Origin of the sequence: Afifella pfennigii DSM 17143 (genome assembly GCF_000688515.1) — a bacterium.
Lineage (GTDB): Bacteria > Pseudomonadota > Alphaproteobacteria > Rhizobiales > Afifellaceae > Afifella > Afifella pfennigii.
The window spans coordinates 26,187-39,560 of the sequence record NZ_JHZK01000018.1 but is presented as its reverse complement, the minus strand read 5'-3'; the positions used below and the strand labels follow the sequence as shown (position 1 = coordinate 39,560).

The 13,374-nt window shown below is 66.6% G+C and carries 14 protein-coding genes; 7 read left to right on the top strand and 7 right to left on the bottom strand.

Annotated features, from left to right (window positions below; genetic code table 11):
* Positions 1 to 29: 29 nt before the first annotated feature.
* Positions 30 to 209: a hypothetical protein gene (locus Q331_RS0112965; protein WP_026381040.1), complete on the bottom strand. Its 180-nt coding sequence runs from the start codon at positions 207 to 209 to the stop codon at positions 30 to 32.
* Between the two features lie 129 nt (positions 210 to 338).
* On the opposite strand from Q331_RS0112965, the gene Q331_RS0112960 reads away from it, so the two are divergent.
* The 3 genes from Q331_RS0112960 to Q331_RS0112950 all read left to right on the top strand — a co-directional run bounded on the left by Q331_RS0112960 (position 339) and on the right by Q331_RS0112950 (position 2,991).
* Positions 339 to 794, top strand: coding sequence for a hypothetical protein (locus Q331_RS0112960; RefSeq protein ID WP_156953345.1), 456 nt, complete (start codon positions 339 to 341; stop codon positions 792 to 794).
* A gap of 141 nt (positions 795 to 935) precedes the next feature.
* A complete protein-coding gene (locus tag Q331_RS0112955; RefSeq protein ID WP_051631130.1) occupies positions 936 to 1,889 on the top strand; it encodes a DMT family transporter in 954 nt (317 codons plus the stop codon).
* Complete coding sequence (locus Q331_RS0112950) at positions 1,858 to 2,991, top strand: aldo/keto reductase (protein WP_322786509.1); 1,134 nt, start codon at positions 1,858 to 1,860, stop codon at positions 2,989 to 2,991. The genes Q331_RS0112955 and Q331_RS0112950 overlap by 32 nt, the downstream gene beginning before the upstream one ends.
* 22 nt (positions 2,992 to 3,013) lie before the next feature.
* Here the strand turns inward: Q331_RS0112950 and Q331_RS0112945 are convergent, their stop codons facing one another.
* From Q331_RS0112945 to acnA, 4 genes are read right to left on the bottom strand one after another with little or no spacing between them, the layout of a single operon-like run.
* Positions 3,014 to 3,739 (bottom strand): isochorismatase family protein, encoded by a 726-nt coding sequence (locus Q331_RS0112945; protein WP_026381036.1) that lies wholly within the window; start codon positions 3,737 to 3,739, stop codon positions 3,014 to 3,016.
* 38 nt (positions 3,740 to 3,777) lie between these two features.
* Positions 3,778 to 5,136: a dihydroorotase gene (locus Q331_RS0112940; RefSeq protein ID WP_026381035.1), complete on the bottom strand. Its 1,359-nt coding sequence runs from the start codon at positions 5,134 to 5,136 to the stop codon at positions 3,778 to 3,780.
* Positions 5,133 to 5,531: a nuclear transport factor 2 family protein gene (locus tag Q331_RS21500; RefSeq protein WP_034492088.1), complete on the bottom strand. Its 399-nt coding sequence runs from the start codon at positions 5,529 to 5,531 to the stop codon at positions 5,133 to 5,135. Before Q331_RS21500 ends, Q331_RS0112940 begins: the two co-directional genes overlap by 4 nt.
* A 57-nt stretch (positions 5,532 to 5,588) precedes the next feature.
* Positions 5,589 to 8,306, bottom strand: a complete 2,718-nt coding sequence (gene acnA, locus Q331_RS0112930; RefSeq protein WP_026381034.1) for an aconitate hydratase AcnA — start codon at positions 8,304 to 8,306, stop codon at positions 5,589 to 5,591.
* A gap of 150 nt (positions 8,307 to 8,456) precedes the next feature.
* On the opposite strand from acnA, the gene Q331_RS0112925 reads away from it, so the two are divergent.
* On the top strand, positions 8,457 to 9,131 hold the full coding sequence (locus tag Q331_RS0112925; protein ID WP_026381033.1) for a GntR family transcriptional regulator: 675 nt from the start codon (positions 8,457 to 8,459) through the stop codon (positions 9,129 to 9,131).
* 19 nt (positions 9,132 to 9,150) lie between these two features.
* Positions 9,151 to 10,092, top strand: coding sequence for an isocitrate lyase/PEP mutase family protein (locus tag Q331_RS0112920; RefSeq protein WP_026381032.1), 942 nt, complete (start codon positions 9,151 to 9,153; stop codon positions 10,090 to 10,092).
* A 257-nt stretch (positions 10,093 to 10,349) separates the two neighbouring features.
* Here the strand turns inward: Q331_RS0112920 and Q331_RS21495 are convergent, their stop codons facing one another.
* Complete coding sequence (locus tag Q331_RS21495) at positions 10,350 to 11,306, bottom strand: Bug family tripartite tricarboxylate transporter substrate binding protein (RefSeq protein WP_084175038.1); 957 nt, start codon at positions 11,304 to 11,306, stop codon at positions 10,350 to 10,352.
* 24 nt (positions 11,307 to 11,330) lie between these two features.
* Positions 11,331 to 11,507, bottom strand: a complete 177-nt coding sequence (locus tag Q331_RS23740; protein WP_156953344.1) for a hypothetical protein — start codon at positions 11,505 to 11,507, stop codon at positions 11,331 to 11,333.
* Positions 11,508 to 12,167: 660 nt separating this feature from the next.
* On the opposite strand from Q331_RS23740, the gene Q331_RS21490 reads away from it, so the two are divergent.
* A complete protein-coding gene (locus tag Q331_RS21490) occupies positions 12,168 to 12,932 on the top strand; it encodes an SDR family NAD(P)-dependent oxidoreductase (protein WP_084175037.1) in 765 nt (254 codons plus the stop codon).
* Positions 12,929 to 13,372, top strand: a complete 444-nt coding sequence (locus Q331_RS0112900) for a tripartite tricarboxylate transporter TctB family protein (RefSeq protein ID WP_026381031.1) — start codon at positions 12,929 to 12,931, stop codon at positions 13,370 to 13,372. The genes Q331_RS21490 and Q331_RS0112900 overlap by 4 nt, the downstream gene beginning before the upstream one ends.
* Positions 13,373 to 13,374 lie beyond the last annotated feature (2 nt).

The window sequence follows — 13,374 nt, the reverse complement described above, 5'->3', positions numbered from 1 at the left end:
GGCGCGCAAGGTCCGGGGCCTCGCCTGGGCTACCAGAGGAGGCCCGGGACGATACCGGACGGCCAGGTGATGTTGAGCGCCCAGCCGACGATGCCGCCGAGCCCCGGCAGCATGCCGACAACGAGCCCGACAACGACGCCGAGCATGAGATAGCCGAGATAGGAGACGCTGAAGACGGTCGGGAGCGCTTCAATCGCCGCTTCAATCATCAAGGCCGGCCTGATCGGAGATGCTTCGGCGCCTTTCCGGGCAGGTGATCGCTGGCCGTGGCAGCCGCCCGAACGGACTCAGCCGCCCCGGAGAATCTGTCAACTCTTTCCTCCCCAGCGCGCCGACCCATGCAAGCCAGCCGGACTAAGATACTGCAGGGGCAGGTTTTCTGGTTGACTAGCACCCGCACGGAACAACTTCAACCGAAAGAGTTGACACTTTTCCGGCAGGGTGCAAGCTCCGCCACCTTTGCCGCGCGGCTATCGCTCGGCCCGCGCGGTTATCGCATAGCGACAACCGGCAGACTGCCGGACAAGCTGACAGGGAGGAACATTTGCGACAGCTTCTCGCCGGCGGCCTCGCCGCAAGAGGCGAAAGCCGCGCTCGCGCAGGCAATCGATAAGCTGCTCGCCGACCAGGAATTGCTCGCCAAGGCGGCGGAGGCGGCCGAAGGCTACCAATTCGTCACCGGCGCCGACCTCGCCGCCGCCGTGGAAGCCGTCGTCAACATGCCGGACGATAACGTCGCCTGGTTCCGAGACTTCCTCAGCCAGGAGTTCGACGTCCAGTTCGCCGAAAATTGATCGCGGCGCTCGCGGTCCCCGGCGGCGAGGGAGGAAGCGGTTGCCGCGGCTGCCGCTTCGTCTTCCACCTCGCGCATGCCGACGCCAGCCTGCCGAAAGCCCTGGCCAGGACAGCACCCCTGTCCTATGCCGGGCACAGCCATGTCGAGCCTGCCCACCCGTCTTGAGAATACGCCCGCCGAGACCTTGCGGGGCATCGGCCTCGTCATTGCCGCCTCGGCGCTGGTTCCTGGGCTCGACGCCATCGGCAAGCTGCTCGTCACCGAGCACGGCCTTTCTGTCGGCGAGGCCTCGCTCTACCGTTTCTGCCTGCAGGTGGCGTTGATCCTGCCCGTCGGCCTTGCCCTGGAGGGGGCGATGGTGCTGCGCAGCCCGCAAATCCGGCTCAATCTCGGGCGCGGCGCCTGCCTTGCCATCGGCGGGCTTTGCCTGCTCGGCGGGCTGCGCTTCATGCCGCTGGGCGACACCATCGCCATCTTCATGATCGGCCCACTGATCGTCACGCTCCTCTCCGCCCTATTGTTGAAGGAGCATGTCGGCTGGCGCCGGACCGCGGCGGTCTTCACCGGCTTCGCCGGCGCGCTCATCATCGTCCGCCCGAGCTATGCCGTCTTCGGGCCCGCCTCGCTCCTGCCGGTCGCGGCGGCGGCCGCCATCGCCCTTTATCTCATCTTGAGCCGGCGCGCCTCGCGCGGCACCACGCCGCTCGCCATGCAGTTCTTCGCCGGGCTCGGCGGCATCGTCGTGCTCGGCGCCGCCATGCTCTTCGGCCATCCGTTCGGCATCGCCGAGCTCAGCTTCTCCGTGCCGCGCGGCGCCTGGGTGTGGACGCTGATCGTGGCCAGCGGCGCCCTCAGCACCCTCGCCCACCTTCTCTTCGTGGAGGCCTACAAGCTGGCGCCGGCATCCGTTTTGGCGCCGTTCAGCTATGTGGAGATCGTCTCCGCCGTGCTTCTCGGCCTTCTCATCTTCGGCGAGTTCCCCGACGCGCCGAAATGGCTCGGCATCGCCATCGTCGTCGGCTCGGGCCTGTTCATCTATTGGCGCGAGCAGCGCTCCGCCCGTGTCCCGGAAAAGCCGCCGCGGCTGCGCTGAGGCGCCTCGCAACGAAACGGCTCAGCCGATACCCTTCCCGGTCGAGGAACACGAGACCGATCCGAGGACGCTCTGGGAGGCAGAGACGAAGATGGAGTTCCAGTATCTCGGTCAAAGCGGATTGAGGGTTTCGCGCATCTGCCTTGGCACCATGAATTTCGGCGAATCGACGGACAAGGCGACCGCCGAGCAGATTCTCCATGCCGCGCGGGAGGCGCAGGTCAATTTTCTCGACACCGCCGACGCCTATCAACGAGGCGCCTCTGAAGAGATCGTGGGCGAGCTGGTCGCGGAAGATCGCGATCACTGGGTCCTGGCAACGAAGGTCGGCCAGCAGGACGGCCCGGCCCCGCGCAAGATGGGCCTATCGCGCAAATGGATCATGTCGGCGATCGACGCCAGCCTGAAGCGCCTGCGCACTGACTATATCGACATCTACTACATGCATCACCGCGATCGCGACACGCCGCTTGGCGAGAGCATCCGCGCCATGGGCGACGTCATCGCCAGCGGCAAGGCGACCTATTGGGGCTTTTCCAACTTCTTCGGCTGGGAGATTGCCGAGATCATTCGGCTATGCGACGCGCTTGGCGTGCCGCGCCCGGTGGTTGCGCAGCCGATGTACAATCTGACCTGGCGGTTACCGGAGAACGACTATCTTCCCGCCTGTGCGCATTTCGGCATCGGCGTCGCCGCCTTCTCGCCGCTCGGCCGGGGCGTGTTGACCGGCAAGTACAAGCAAGCCGCAACGCCGCCCGCCGACAGCCGCGCGGCACGCGGCGACAGGAGCCTCTTGAACCGCGATTTCCAGCCGGAGACCTTCCGGACAGTGGAATTGATTCGCGATCATGCGGCCGAGCGCGGCATGAGCGCGGCCGATTTCGCCCTGCGATGGGCGCTCCATAACGAGATCGTCACCAGCGTCATTGCGGGCCCGCGCACGCTTGAGCAGTGGCACGCATATCTCGCCGCGCTCGGCCACGACTTCACGGCTGAAGACGAAGAGTTCGCTAACCGGCTGGTGCCCCCGGGCCATCCGGCTGCGCCCGGGCTCAACTGGAGCCGCCATCCGCCTCTCGGGCGCCGGCCGCGCACCGGCTGATCGGGCGCGAGGCGCCGAACGATCAGGCCGCGTCCGCGGCCTTGCGCGCCGGCAGGCCGTCGAGATAGGCGGCCACCTCGTCGACCGGAATGACGTCGGCGTATTTGCAGTTGAGGTCGAAGAGGTTGATGGCGTGGCTCGCCTCGAAGCGGTCGAAGGCCGTCTCCTCCGGGATCACCACCTTGAAGTTGAAGGAATAGGCGTCGACCGTCGTCGCCCTCAGGCAGCCCGAGGTGGTGCAGCCGGTCAGGATCAGCGTATCCACGTCGAGAAAATTGAGGTGGCTCATGAAAAGCGTGCCGAAAAAGGCCGAGGGCTTGCGCTTGCCGATCAGGATATCCTGCGGCTGCGGCTTCAGCGGCGCCACGGTCTGCGTGGCGTGCGTGCCCTCCACGCTGGTCTTCTCGCCGCCGCGATAGCTCTTGCCGACCTGCACGCCGCTGTCGATCATATCCGGGCGCCGCTCCGACTGGGTGTAGAAGACCGGCAGGTTCTTCTGCCGCGCCAGCTTCAGCAGGCGCTCGATATGCGGCACCGCCTTCCAGCCGGCCTCGCCGCAATGCGTGCGGTATTTCTTCACCCCCTCGACCTGGCTCTCGCCCGGCTCGTCGCCGCAGAAATTGTACTGGACGTCGATGATGAACAGGGCCGGCCGCGTGCCGAAGCCGCCGCGCTTGCCGTAGCCGGCGAGCTGGAAAATCTCCTTGTCCTTGTCCGTCAGGAACTTGTCCCAGATGCGTTCTGTCACGTCTTCATCCTCTAAAAAGCGCTCGTACCTCGCCCGCTTCAGGGCGCTCGATGCAGATAGGCCCCGCCCGCCTCAAGGCCCGTCGCAAGCCTGCCTTCCTCCACGAGGAGGCGCCCGCGCGCCAGCGTATGGGTGACGGCGCCGCGAAAGCTCATCCCCTCATAGGGCGAGTAATCGGAATGGGAGGGAAAGGCCGCCGGATCGACCGTCGTCGTCGCGTCGGGATTGACCACGACGAGGTCGGCATCGAAGCCCGGCGCGATCTCGCCCTTGCCCGGCAGGGCGTAGAGCGCAGCAACGTTGCGGCTCGTCGCCGCCGCCAGCGTCTCCAGCGGCACGCCGCGCTTGTGAAATCCCTCCTCGATCAGAATCGGCAGGATCTGCGCCACACCCGGAAAGCCGGCGCTCGCCTGCCACAGATCCGGCCCCTTGGTGGCGCGCTTGCGCGGCACGTGGTCGGAGCCAATGGTGGAGATATCGCCCGCCCGCACACCCTCCCAGAGGCCGTCGACATCCGCCTGCGAGCGCAGCGGCGGGTTCACCTTGCCGAGATGGCCGATCGGCGCCTCGCGCGTCAAAGACAGATAGTGGACGCAGGTCTCCACATGGATCGGCGGCCGGCCCGGATGGCGCAGCCGTCGCACCAGATCGAGACTTTCGGCGGCCGACATATGCACGATGTTGACCGGGCAGCCCGCCTTCTCGCCGAAATAGGCGACCCGGAAGACGTTCTCCGTCTCCAGAAAGCCTGGCGATTGCTCGTCCCATGCGGCGAGGTCGTCGCGCCCGGCCGCCTTCAGCGGCTCACGGAAGAGCGGAATCACTTCCGTATTCTCGCAATGCACGCCGACGACACCGCCGGGCACCTTGGCACCGGCCTGCAGCGCGGCGAAGAGGAGCGCGTCGTCGACCTCCGTAAAGCCCTTCGCGGCGCCCGTTGCGCCCTTGTACATGAGATAGACCTTGATGGAGGTGACGCCGAAGGTCTTGGCGAGCCCCTCCAGCTCCTCCACATGGCGGCGCGAGGTGACACCGAAATGGAAGCCGAAATCGACGACCGAGCGCGCCAGGGCCTCCTCGCGCCATGGCCCGGTGGCGGCGCCGAGATCGTCGGCGCGCCAGAAGCTCATCAGCGCGGTGACGCCGCCGAGCGCCGCCGTGCGGCTCTCAGTTGCCCAGTCATTGGCCTTGTCGCCAAAGCCGATATGGGTGTGCGGATCGATGAGGCCCGGCCAGATCCAGCGATGGCTGCAATCGAGGACGCGGCGGGCCGGGCTTTCGTCCCCCGCCGCCAGAATGGCCGCGATCTTCCCGTCCTTGACGCCGATGGAGCCTTTGCGCAGCCCCGCCCCGGGAAAGACGATCTCGCCGTTCCGCAGGATGAGATCGAAGCTCATGCCGCCGCCTCGTGCCGCATGGACAGGACGCGCTCGCCGGCATCGTTCCAGACTTCCTGGCGGGTGATCCGCCCGTCCACGATCTCGAAGCGATCGGCGAAGCGGATGCCCTCGAACGGCGTGCCGTCGGGCCATTCGCCGAAGAGCGTGCCGGTGACGAGAACGCAGACGACGCCGTCCTCCTGCCAGGCATCCTTGCGGGCGATATTCTTGCGCACGGACCTGTAGCGGCCGCTGGAATTGCGCACGATCTCGTCGATCTGCGCAAAGCGGCGCCCGCCCGGAAAGGTGATCGCCACCTTGTCGGCGACCATCTTCCGGGCCTTGTCGAGATCGCGCGCCTCCATCGCCTCAAGATAGGCAACGGCGAGGTTCCTTGCGTCGTCGAGATTCATCGCGTCTTTCACTCCAACAACAGAGATGATGTCCGCAACCTTTGGCCCCGCCGGGCGCTAGGAAGCGACTCTGGAAGCCTTGGCTGCACCCATGCGCGAGCGCAGCAGGCGATTGAAAATGCCCCCGTCCTTGAGGAGGTCGCGCTCATGCGCGCTGGCAACGTCGATGCTGACGGCAAAGCGCGTCGTCTCGCCGGTGGGAGAGACCGCTTTCGCCTCGATCTCGCCCCCGGTTTGCAAGGCATTTTCAATGCCCTCGAAGGAAAAGCTCTCAAAGCCGGTCAACCCCAGGGAGGAGACCGTCTCGCCGTCTTTGAAGGTCAAAGGCAGGATTCCCATGCCGATGAGGTTGGCGCGGTGGATACGCTCGAAGGACACCGCCAGCACGGCCGCGATGCCGAGAAGCTTCGGTCCCTTCGCCGCCCAGTCGCGGCTCGATCCCATGCCGTAATCGCGGCCCGCGAGCACCAGCATCGGCGTGCCGGAGGCACGGTAGCGCTCCGCCGCCTCGAAAACGGTCAGGATCTCCCCGTCCTCTTCCAGCCGCGTGAAGCCTCCTTCCACGCCGGGCACGAGCAGGTTCTTCATGCGCTGATTGGCGAAGGTGACGCGCGCCATGAATTCGTGGTTGCCCCGCCGCTGCGTGACGGCGTTGAAGTCCTTCGGCTCCACGCCCTCCCCGATAAGATACTGGCCGGCCAGGCTGTCGGGCAGGATCTCGCCGCTCGGCGTGATGTGGTCGGTGGTGAGCGAATCCGCCGCCATCAGCAGCACCTTGGCGCCGGCGATGCGATCGCCTGGCCCGCCACCGTCGAGCTCGAAGAAAGGCGGGCGCTTAATGTAGGTGGAGGCCGGATCCCAGGGGAAGGTCGGCCCGCGGCGGCTTTCCAGCTTCCTCCACAGCTCCGAGCCGTCGAAGAGCGTCGCATAACTCTTGCGGAACTGCTCCGGCTTCTGGCTCTCGCGCACCAGCGCCGTCAGCTCGTCGCGGTCGGGCCAGATATCGGCGAGCATCACCGGCTCGCCCTTCGCGTCCGTACCGAGGGGCTCGCGGTCGAAATCGATATCGATGCGCCCGGCCAGCGCGAAAGCGACGACCAGCGGCGGCGAGGCGAGGTAGTTGGCGCGGCAGGATTTGTGGATGCGGCCCTCGAAATTGCGGTTGCCGGAAAGCACCGAGGCGGCGACGAGGTCGTTTTCCAGGATGGCGGAGGCGATCTCCGGCGCAATCGGGCCGGATTTGCCCGAACAGGTCGTGCAGCCATAACCGACGATGTGAAAGCCGAGCGCCTCCAGCGGCTCCAAGAGGCCGGCCTCGGCGAGATAGTCCCTCACCAGGCGTGAGCCGGGCGCCATGGAGGTCTTCACGAAGGCCGGCACCGCAAGGCCCCTCGCCCGCGCATTGCGCGCCAGAAGCCCGGCGCCGATCATCACCGACGGATTGGACGTGTTGGTGCAGGAGGTGATGGCGGCAATCGTGATCGTGCCGTGGCGCAGCCTTGCCTCCCCCGCGCCGAAATCGACCGGCACCTCCTTGTCGCGCTCCGCCGCCGCCACGCCGAAGCCGCCCGAGGCGACATCCTGCGTCAGCGTTCTTTCGAAGCTCTCCTTGACCTCCGTCAGCTGCACCTGGTCCTGCGGCCGCTTCGGCCCGGCGACGCTCGGCACGATATCGCCGAGATCGAGCTCCACCAGCTCCGAGACATCGGGAGCGAGCGTATGATCCTCCACGAACAGCCCGGAGGCGCGCGCATAGGCTTCCACCAGCGCCACATGGTCGGCTTCGCGGCCCGACTGCTCCAGATACTCGATGGTGCGCCGGTCGATCGGGAAATAGCCGACCGTGGCGCCGTATTCGGGCGCCATATTGGCAATGGTGGCGCGGTCGGGAACCGAAAGGCTCTCAAGGCCCGGGCCGAAGAACTCCACGAAGGCGCCGACGACGCCCACCTCGCGCAGCCGGTGCGTCACCGTCAGAACGAGATCGGTGGTCGTCGCCCCGACGGGCAGGCTGCCGCTCAGGCGCACCCCGACGACGCGGGGAATGCGCACATGATATTTCTGCCCAAGGCAGGCCGCCTCCGCGTCGATGCCGCCGACGCCCCAGGCGAGCAGGCCGAGGCCATTCACCATCGGCGTGTGGGAATCGCAACCTAGCACGAATTCAGGCCCGACGATCTCGCCCATCCCCGCGACCGGAAACGCGTCCACCACCCGCGCCAGCTTCTCCAGATGCACCTGATGGATGATGCCGGCGCCCGGCGGCACCACGGCGAGATTGTCGAAGGCCTGCTGCGCCCATTTGAAGAAGGCGTAGCGCTCGCGGTTGCGGGCGTATTCCAGCGCGATGTTGCGCGCCTCCGCGTCCGGGCGGCCGAAGACGTCGACAATCAGCGAATGGTCGACGACGAGCGTCACCGGCAGCTCCGGCTCGATCGCCCGCGGATCGCCACCCTTTGCGGCGACGACGTCGCGCGCGGCGGCCAGATCCATCAGCGCCGGCAGGCCGCTGGAATCGGGAAAGATGACGCGCGAGACCTCAAGCGGCACCGAAAGCCCGCCCGCGCTGCCGGTCCAGGCGGCGACATCGGTGATTTCCTGCGCGAGGTACGCGCCCGACAGGGCTTGCCGCGCCAGGTTCTCCAGCACGATCATCAGCGAGCGCGGCAACGGCGTTTGCCGCTTCTCCAACAGAATCGAAAGATCGACGCAGCGCCGCTGCTTTGCCCCGGCGACGTCGAATTCTACCGTGCCAATGGGTGGCGAGCTTGCCATGAAACCTCCGAAGCCATCCTATCGTTAGTGAGAGCCCGTATAACTGTCAACACTTCGGCAAGACCTGCCTTGTCTCAGGCGCCGGATTCGATTAGATGAGGTCGAGCGCGCGAAAAATCGGGCGAAAGTGTCGACAGAGAAGAGGCTCACGTGGCTCCCAAGCAGCAAAAGACACTTGTCGACACGGTCTTCGACGGCATTTTCGATCTCATCTTGAAGGGCGAGATACCCTTGGGCGGTGTCGTCAACGAGGCGGTGCTGGCCGAGCGCTTCAAGGTGAGCCGCGGTCCGGTGCGTGAGGCCGTCAAGGCGCTGCAAGGGCGCGGCCTCATCATCAAGGAGCCCTATTACAAGGCTCGCGTCGTCGATCTTTCCCTCGCCGACATGGTGCATATCTTCCAGCTGCGCGAAGCGGTGGAAGGTATGTCGGTGCGCCTTGCCACCATCAACATGTCCGATCAGGCGATCGACCAGCTTCTGGCCGAATTCGCCGATGCCAGCGAAAAGCAGCAGCGTATCGTGCTGGACGTTCATGTACGTATCGCCGAGGGCAGCGGCAACCGCCGCATCCAGTCGCTTCTATGCGACGAGCTCTACTATCTCCTGCGGCTTTACCGGGCGCGCTCCGGCGCCCAGCCCGGTCGCCGCGACACCGCCTTCTCCGAGCACTGGCAAATCCTGCGGGCGATGAAGACCCGCGATCCCGATCTGGCCGAATCCCTCATGCGCTCGCACATCGGTCGCGCGACGGAGGGCTTGCATCAGCTCTTGCGGTCGGAATCGGAAAAGGCCGCACCCGTGCGCAGGCAAAAACAAGTTGGATAGCTGAAAAGGACCATCGACCGTGAAATCGACACAACGCATGCGGGAATTGCTGGCTGGCGAGGATATCCTCGTCTCTCCGGGCGTCTTTGACGGCTATAGCGTGCGCCTCGTCGAAAAGATGGGCTTCAAGACCGCCTGCACGACCGGCGCCGGCCTGGCCAATTCCCGTCTCGGCGTGCCCGATGTCGGCATCATGGGCCTCACCGACAATGTCGATGCCTGCCGGGTCATCGCCCGCAGCGTCTCCATCCCGGTCATGGCCGACGCCGATACCGGCTACGGCAATCCCCTGACCGTCTACCACACCACCCAGCGCTTTGAGGAAACCGGCGTCGCCGGCATCAACATCGAGGACCAGGTCAGTCCCAAGCGCTGCGGCCATATGGCGGGCAAGGACGTCATCGACATGCGCGAGATGGCGCGCAAGATCGAGGCCGCCTGCGATGCCCGCAAGGACGACGATTTCGTCATCCTGGCGCGCACCGACGCCATCGCCGTGGAGGGCCTGGACGGTGCCATCCGCCGCGCCAAGCTCTACGCCAAGGCCGGCGCGGATCTCATCTTCGCCGACGCCATCGCCGGCGAGGAGCAGATCAAGCGCCTGGTCGATGCCGTGCCGATCCCGGTCTCCGTCAATATGGGCTTTGGCATCCGCAACCGTCCGACCACCCCGCTCATCCCGGTGAAGCGGCTGGCCGAGCTCGGCGTGAAGCGCGTGACGCTGCCGCGCATGCTGCCGGCGGCCGCCCTGATGGCGATGGAGAACGCGCTTGCCATTCTGAAGGACGCCATCGCCTCCGGCGAGCTCGTCGATCGCCCGGACCTTCTCTGGGGCATCGACGACATCTGGGGCCTGATGGGCCAGCCCGAGATGAAGGAGATGGAGCGCTACTACAACGATCTGAGCGGCGTCGACGAAGAAGACGGTATTCTCCGCACCAAGGCTGCCGCCGCCGAATAGGCCGCGCGCGCCGGCCACGCCGCGACGACATCAAGGGGCGAGCCGCAGGTCGGCTCGCCCCTTTCGCATGCATGCGAGGCGCCCGGTCTTCTGAGGGGCCCGCCGCGTGCTTTCACGGCACGTCCGCCTTTCGGTTCCCCGCCGCCTGGCCCGCGTTCGGCCGAGGCGCTTAGAGGCAGCCCCGCGGAGCGGCAAAGAAAAAGGACCGCCACCTTGCGGCAGCGGCCCTTCGGGATGCCCCGTCTTTCTGCGAGACGCTACTTGCCGAGGTCGATGCTCGGCAAGAGCTCGGCGAAGAAGGCGTCCTCTTCCGTCAGCACCTCGGTGAACTCCCCGGCATCGGCATAGTCGATCTCCGTCAGCGTCGACTTGCCGAATTCGGTGAAGCGCTCGCCCTCGGCGGCGACCTTGACCGCGTCGGAGAGCTTGTTCACCACCTCGTCCGGCGTGCCGGCCGGCGCCCACAGACCGATATTGGGCGGCAGGGCGAGGTCGACGCCGGCCTCCTTCAAGGTCGGCAGATCGGGCGCCAGCGAGGTGCGCTCCTCGCTGAGCTGCGCCAGCGGCACCAGCGCCCCGGCCTCGCCCTGCGGCAGGATCGCCGAAGCGAAGCCGAGAACGAGATCGACATCGCCCGCCACGGTCGCGGCAATTGCCGGCGTCACGCCGCCGAAGGGGATGTGGAAGAGCTCGATGCCCGCCGCGCGCGCGATAGCCTCGCCGGCGATATGCGTCGCCCCGCCGGTGCCGGCGCTGCCGAAGCTCACCTCGCCCGGGTTTTCCTTGGCGTAGGCGACCATCTCTTCCATCGTCGTAAACGGCGCCTCCTTGCGCGCCGCCATCACGTTCGGCCCGACCGCGACCCGCGCCACCGGCGTCAGATCGTCGAAGCCGTAGGGCAGGTCGCGCTGATGCGGCGCCACCGTCTGCACGGAGCTGACCGCCATCAACAGCGTGTAGCCGTCCGGATCGGCGCTGGCGACCGAGGCCGCGCCCACCGTGCCGCCGGCGCCCGGCCGCGTCTCCACCACGACGGGCTGGCCGAGTTCGTTGGACAGGCCCTCAGAGAGGGTCCGCGCCAGCGTATCGGTCGATCCCGGCGAATAAGGAACGATGATGGTGATCGGGCGCGACGGGAAATCCTGCGCCGCAGCCGCCGATACGCCCAGTGCCAACGCCGCTCCCGTGAGCACGCTTGTGATTGTTCTCTTCATACCATTCTCCCTGTCTGTTTCGCGCTAGATCACGGCTTCTCGTCGTTCCTGCCGTGTCGATGCTCCCTCGCTGGCGGCCGAGCGCCGCGTCCGAACCGCACCCGCTTCACTTGCGGCAAGCGCGGCGACGAGGCCGCAGCCGCCCGCCCCGATCACGAGGATGTCGACGCAGGTATCGCAGGTATCGAAGTCATCGCTCATGCCGCTTCACCCTGGCCGCAAAGCATGGCGAGCCCCGGCCGCAGCGATGGCCATAACCCGGCGGCGCGGTCCGCCTTGCTTTCAGCGCGCGCAAGCCCGCACGCTGCCATCTCCGCCCATCCCTGTCGGGATCTTCTCCAGAAACGTCGGCAATCCATCTGTCTCGCCCGGCTGGCCGGCGCAGCATTTCCACGCCTAACGTCGCAAGAAGTGTCAACAGTCTTGCCAAAAATCACAACGACGTCAAGCCGCCGCCAAAAGCCTCCGAAGGATATTGCACAAGGCCGGCCTTTTATCCTGTCGCCACCCGATATCCTAAGCGGTTGTTGTATTGCGAAGAATGTCTTCGGGGAAAGCCGGCAGGTGGGCCTCTGGCAGGGTGTGACGTGTGCCGATTGAACGATAATGTTGACAGTTAGGGGGCGAAGTCGCCTATATCGGGCCGATGGCGAGACATCTGAGACCAGCATCCGTGGCGCCTCAACGTTCCGTTCCCACAACGAGGACTGAACAACGCCGGCCAGCCACCAGCCTAGACTGGCGATCCATGGTGCATGGCCGCGCCGGCACGCTCGCGCTGTCATGCCGGCGCCGGGCCGGCCATACGATGCCTCTTCCAGCCACGCGACCGCAGGTGCTGCCGCCACCGCAGGTGCTCCAATGAGTGCCCCCGCCGCTTCCTGCTCCGCCCTCGTCACCGGCGCTTCCTCGGGGATCGGGCACGCTATCGCCGAGCTCCTGCTCCATGCCGGCTGGCAGGTAGACGGCATCGACCGCCAGGCAAGCGCTCTGCCGGCAGCGACCGGCTATGCCCATTTAAAGGCCGACCTTGCCGATCCTGAAGAGCTCGCGGCGCTGACGCACAGCCTCGGCGGCAAGGCTTACACCGGCTTCGTCCATTGCGCCGGCATCATGCGCGCCGACGTGGACGCCGCCACCTGGAAGAATGCCGGTGCGGGGCTCTGGGCCTTGCATGTCGGCGCAGCGGCGAGGCTCGCGGCCGCCCTTGCTCCGCGCATGCCGCAGGGGCGCGGGCGCATCGTTTTTCTCTCCAGCCGCGCCGCCGGAGGCCGCGCTGGCCGTAGCCTTTATGCCGCCTCCAAGGCCGCGCTTAATGGCCTGGCGCGCTCGCTCGCCCTCGACCTCCTGGCGCGCGGCATCACCGTCAACGTCGTCGCGCCGGCCGCGACCGACACGGCGCAGCTTCGCGACCCACGACGCGCCGGGGCCGCCGTGCGGCCCCTGCCCTTCGGCCGCCTGATCGCGCCCGAAGAGGTCGCCGCCACCGTCGCCTTCCTCCTCGGCGCCGAGGCCGGCGCCATTACCGGTCAGACCATCGTCCAATGCGGCGGCGCCTCTCTGGCAGGTTATGACGGATCACAACCGGCGGGGGCCGCATGCGAGCCGATGGAGGCCCAGCAATGAGACGTCAGACCAATTGGCCGGAGGTCGTCGCGGCCCTCTCCTTCGCCCTTGTCGGCGCCATCGCGATTTGGATGGCCCGCGATTATCCTCTCGGCACGATCACCCGCATGGGGCCCGGCTTTGTGCCCGTGGCCCTTGGCGTCATCCTCATCTTGATCAGCCTCGCCATCGCCTGGCAGTGCCGCGCCCTGCCGCGTGAGGAAGCGAGTTTCTCCCCGCGCGCCTTTCTCTTCATCATGAGCGGCATCTTCCTCTGGGCGATGCTGGTGGAACGCGCCGGTTTCGTGGCAGCCACCGTCGTCCTCGTTATCGCCTGCGCCGCGGTGGAGCGCAAAAGCACCGTCCGCTCGACGGCCTTCCTCGCCGCCGGGCTCTGCCTTGGCGGCTATCTCATCTTCCTGCGCGGGCTCAACATCCCGCTCGCCGCGTTCGGAGGCTAGTC

Excerpts from the sequence above, each read along its gene's own strand:
- Q331_RS0112965 (WP_026381040.1), bottom strand. The coding sequence starts at position 209 with ATGATTGAAGCGGCGATTGAAGCGCTCCCGACCGTCTTCAGCGTCTCC.
- Q331_RS0112900 (WP_026381031.1), top strand. The coding sequence starts at position 12,929 with ATGAGACGTCAGACCAATTGGCCGGAGGTCGTCGCGGCCCTCTCCTTC.
- Q331_RS23740 (WP_156953344.1), bottom strand. The coding sequence starts at position 11,507 with ATGAGCGATGACTTCGATACCTGCGATACCTGCGTCGACATCCTCGTG.
- Q331_RS21500 (WP_034492088.1), bottom strand. The coding sequence starts at position 5,531 with ATGAATCTCGACGACGCAAGGAACCTCGCCGTTGCCTATCTTGAGGCG.
- acnA (WP_026381034.1), bottom strand. The coding sequence starts at position 8,306 with ATGGCAAGCTCGCCACCCATTGGCACGGTAGAATTCGACGTCGCCGGG.
- Q331_RS21490 (WP_084175037.1), top strand. The coding sequence starts at position 12,168 with ATGAGTGCCCCCGCCGCTTCCTGCTCCGCCCTCGTCACCGGCGCTTCC.
- Q331_RS0112940 (WP_026381035.1), bottom strand. The coding sequence starts at position 5,136 with ATGAGCTTCGATCTCATCCTGCGGAACGGCGAGATCGTCTTTCCCGGG.
- Q331_RS0112955 (WP_051631130.1), top strand. The coding sequence starts at position 936 with ATGTCGAGCCTGCCCACCCGTCTTGAGAATACGCCCGCCGAGACCTTG.
- Q331_RS21495 (WP_084175038.1), bottom strand. The coding sequence starts at position 11,306 with ATGAAGAGAACAATCACAAGCGTGCTCACGGGAGCGGCGTTGGCACTG.
- Q331_RS0112960 (WP_156953345.1), top strand. The coding sequence starts at position 339 with ATGCAAGCCAGCCGGACTAAGATACTGCAGGGGCAGGTTTTCTGGTTG.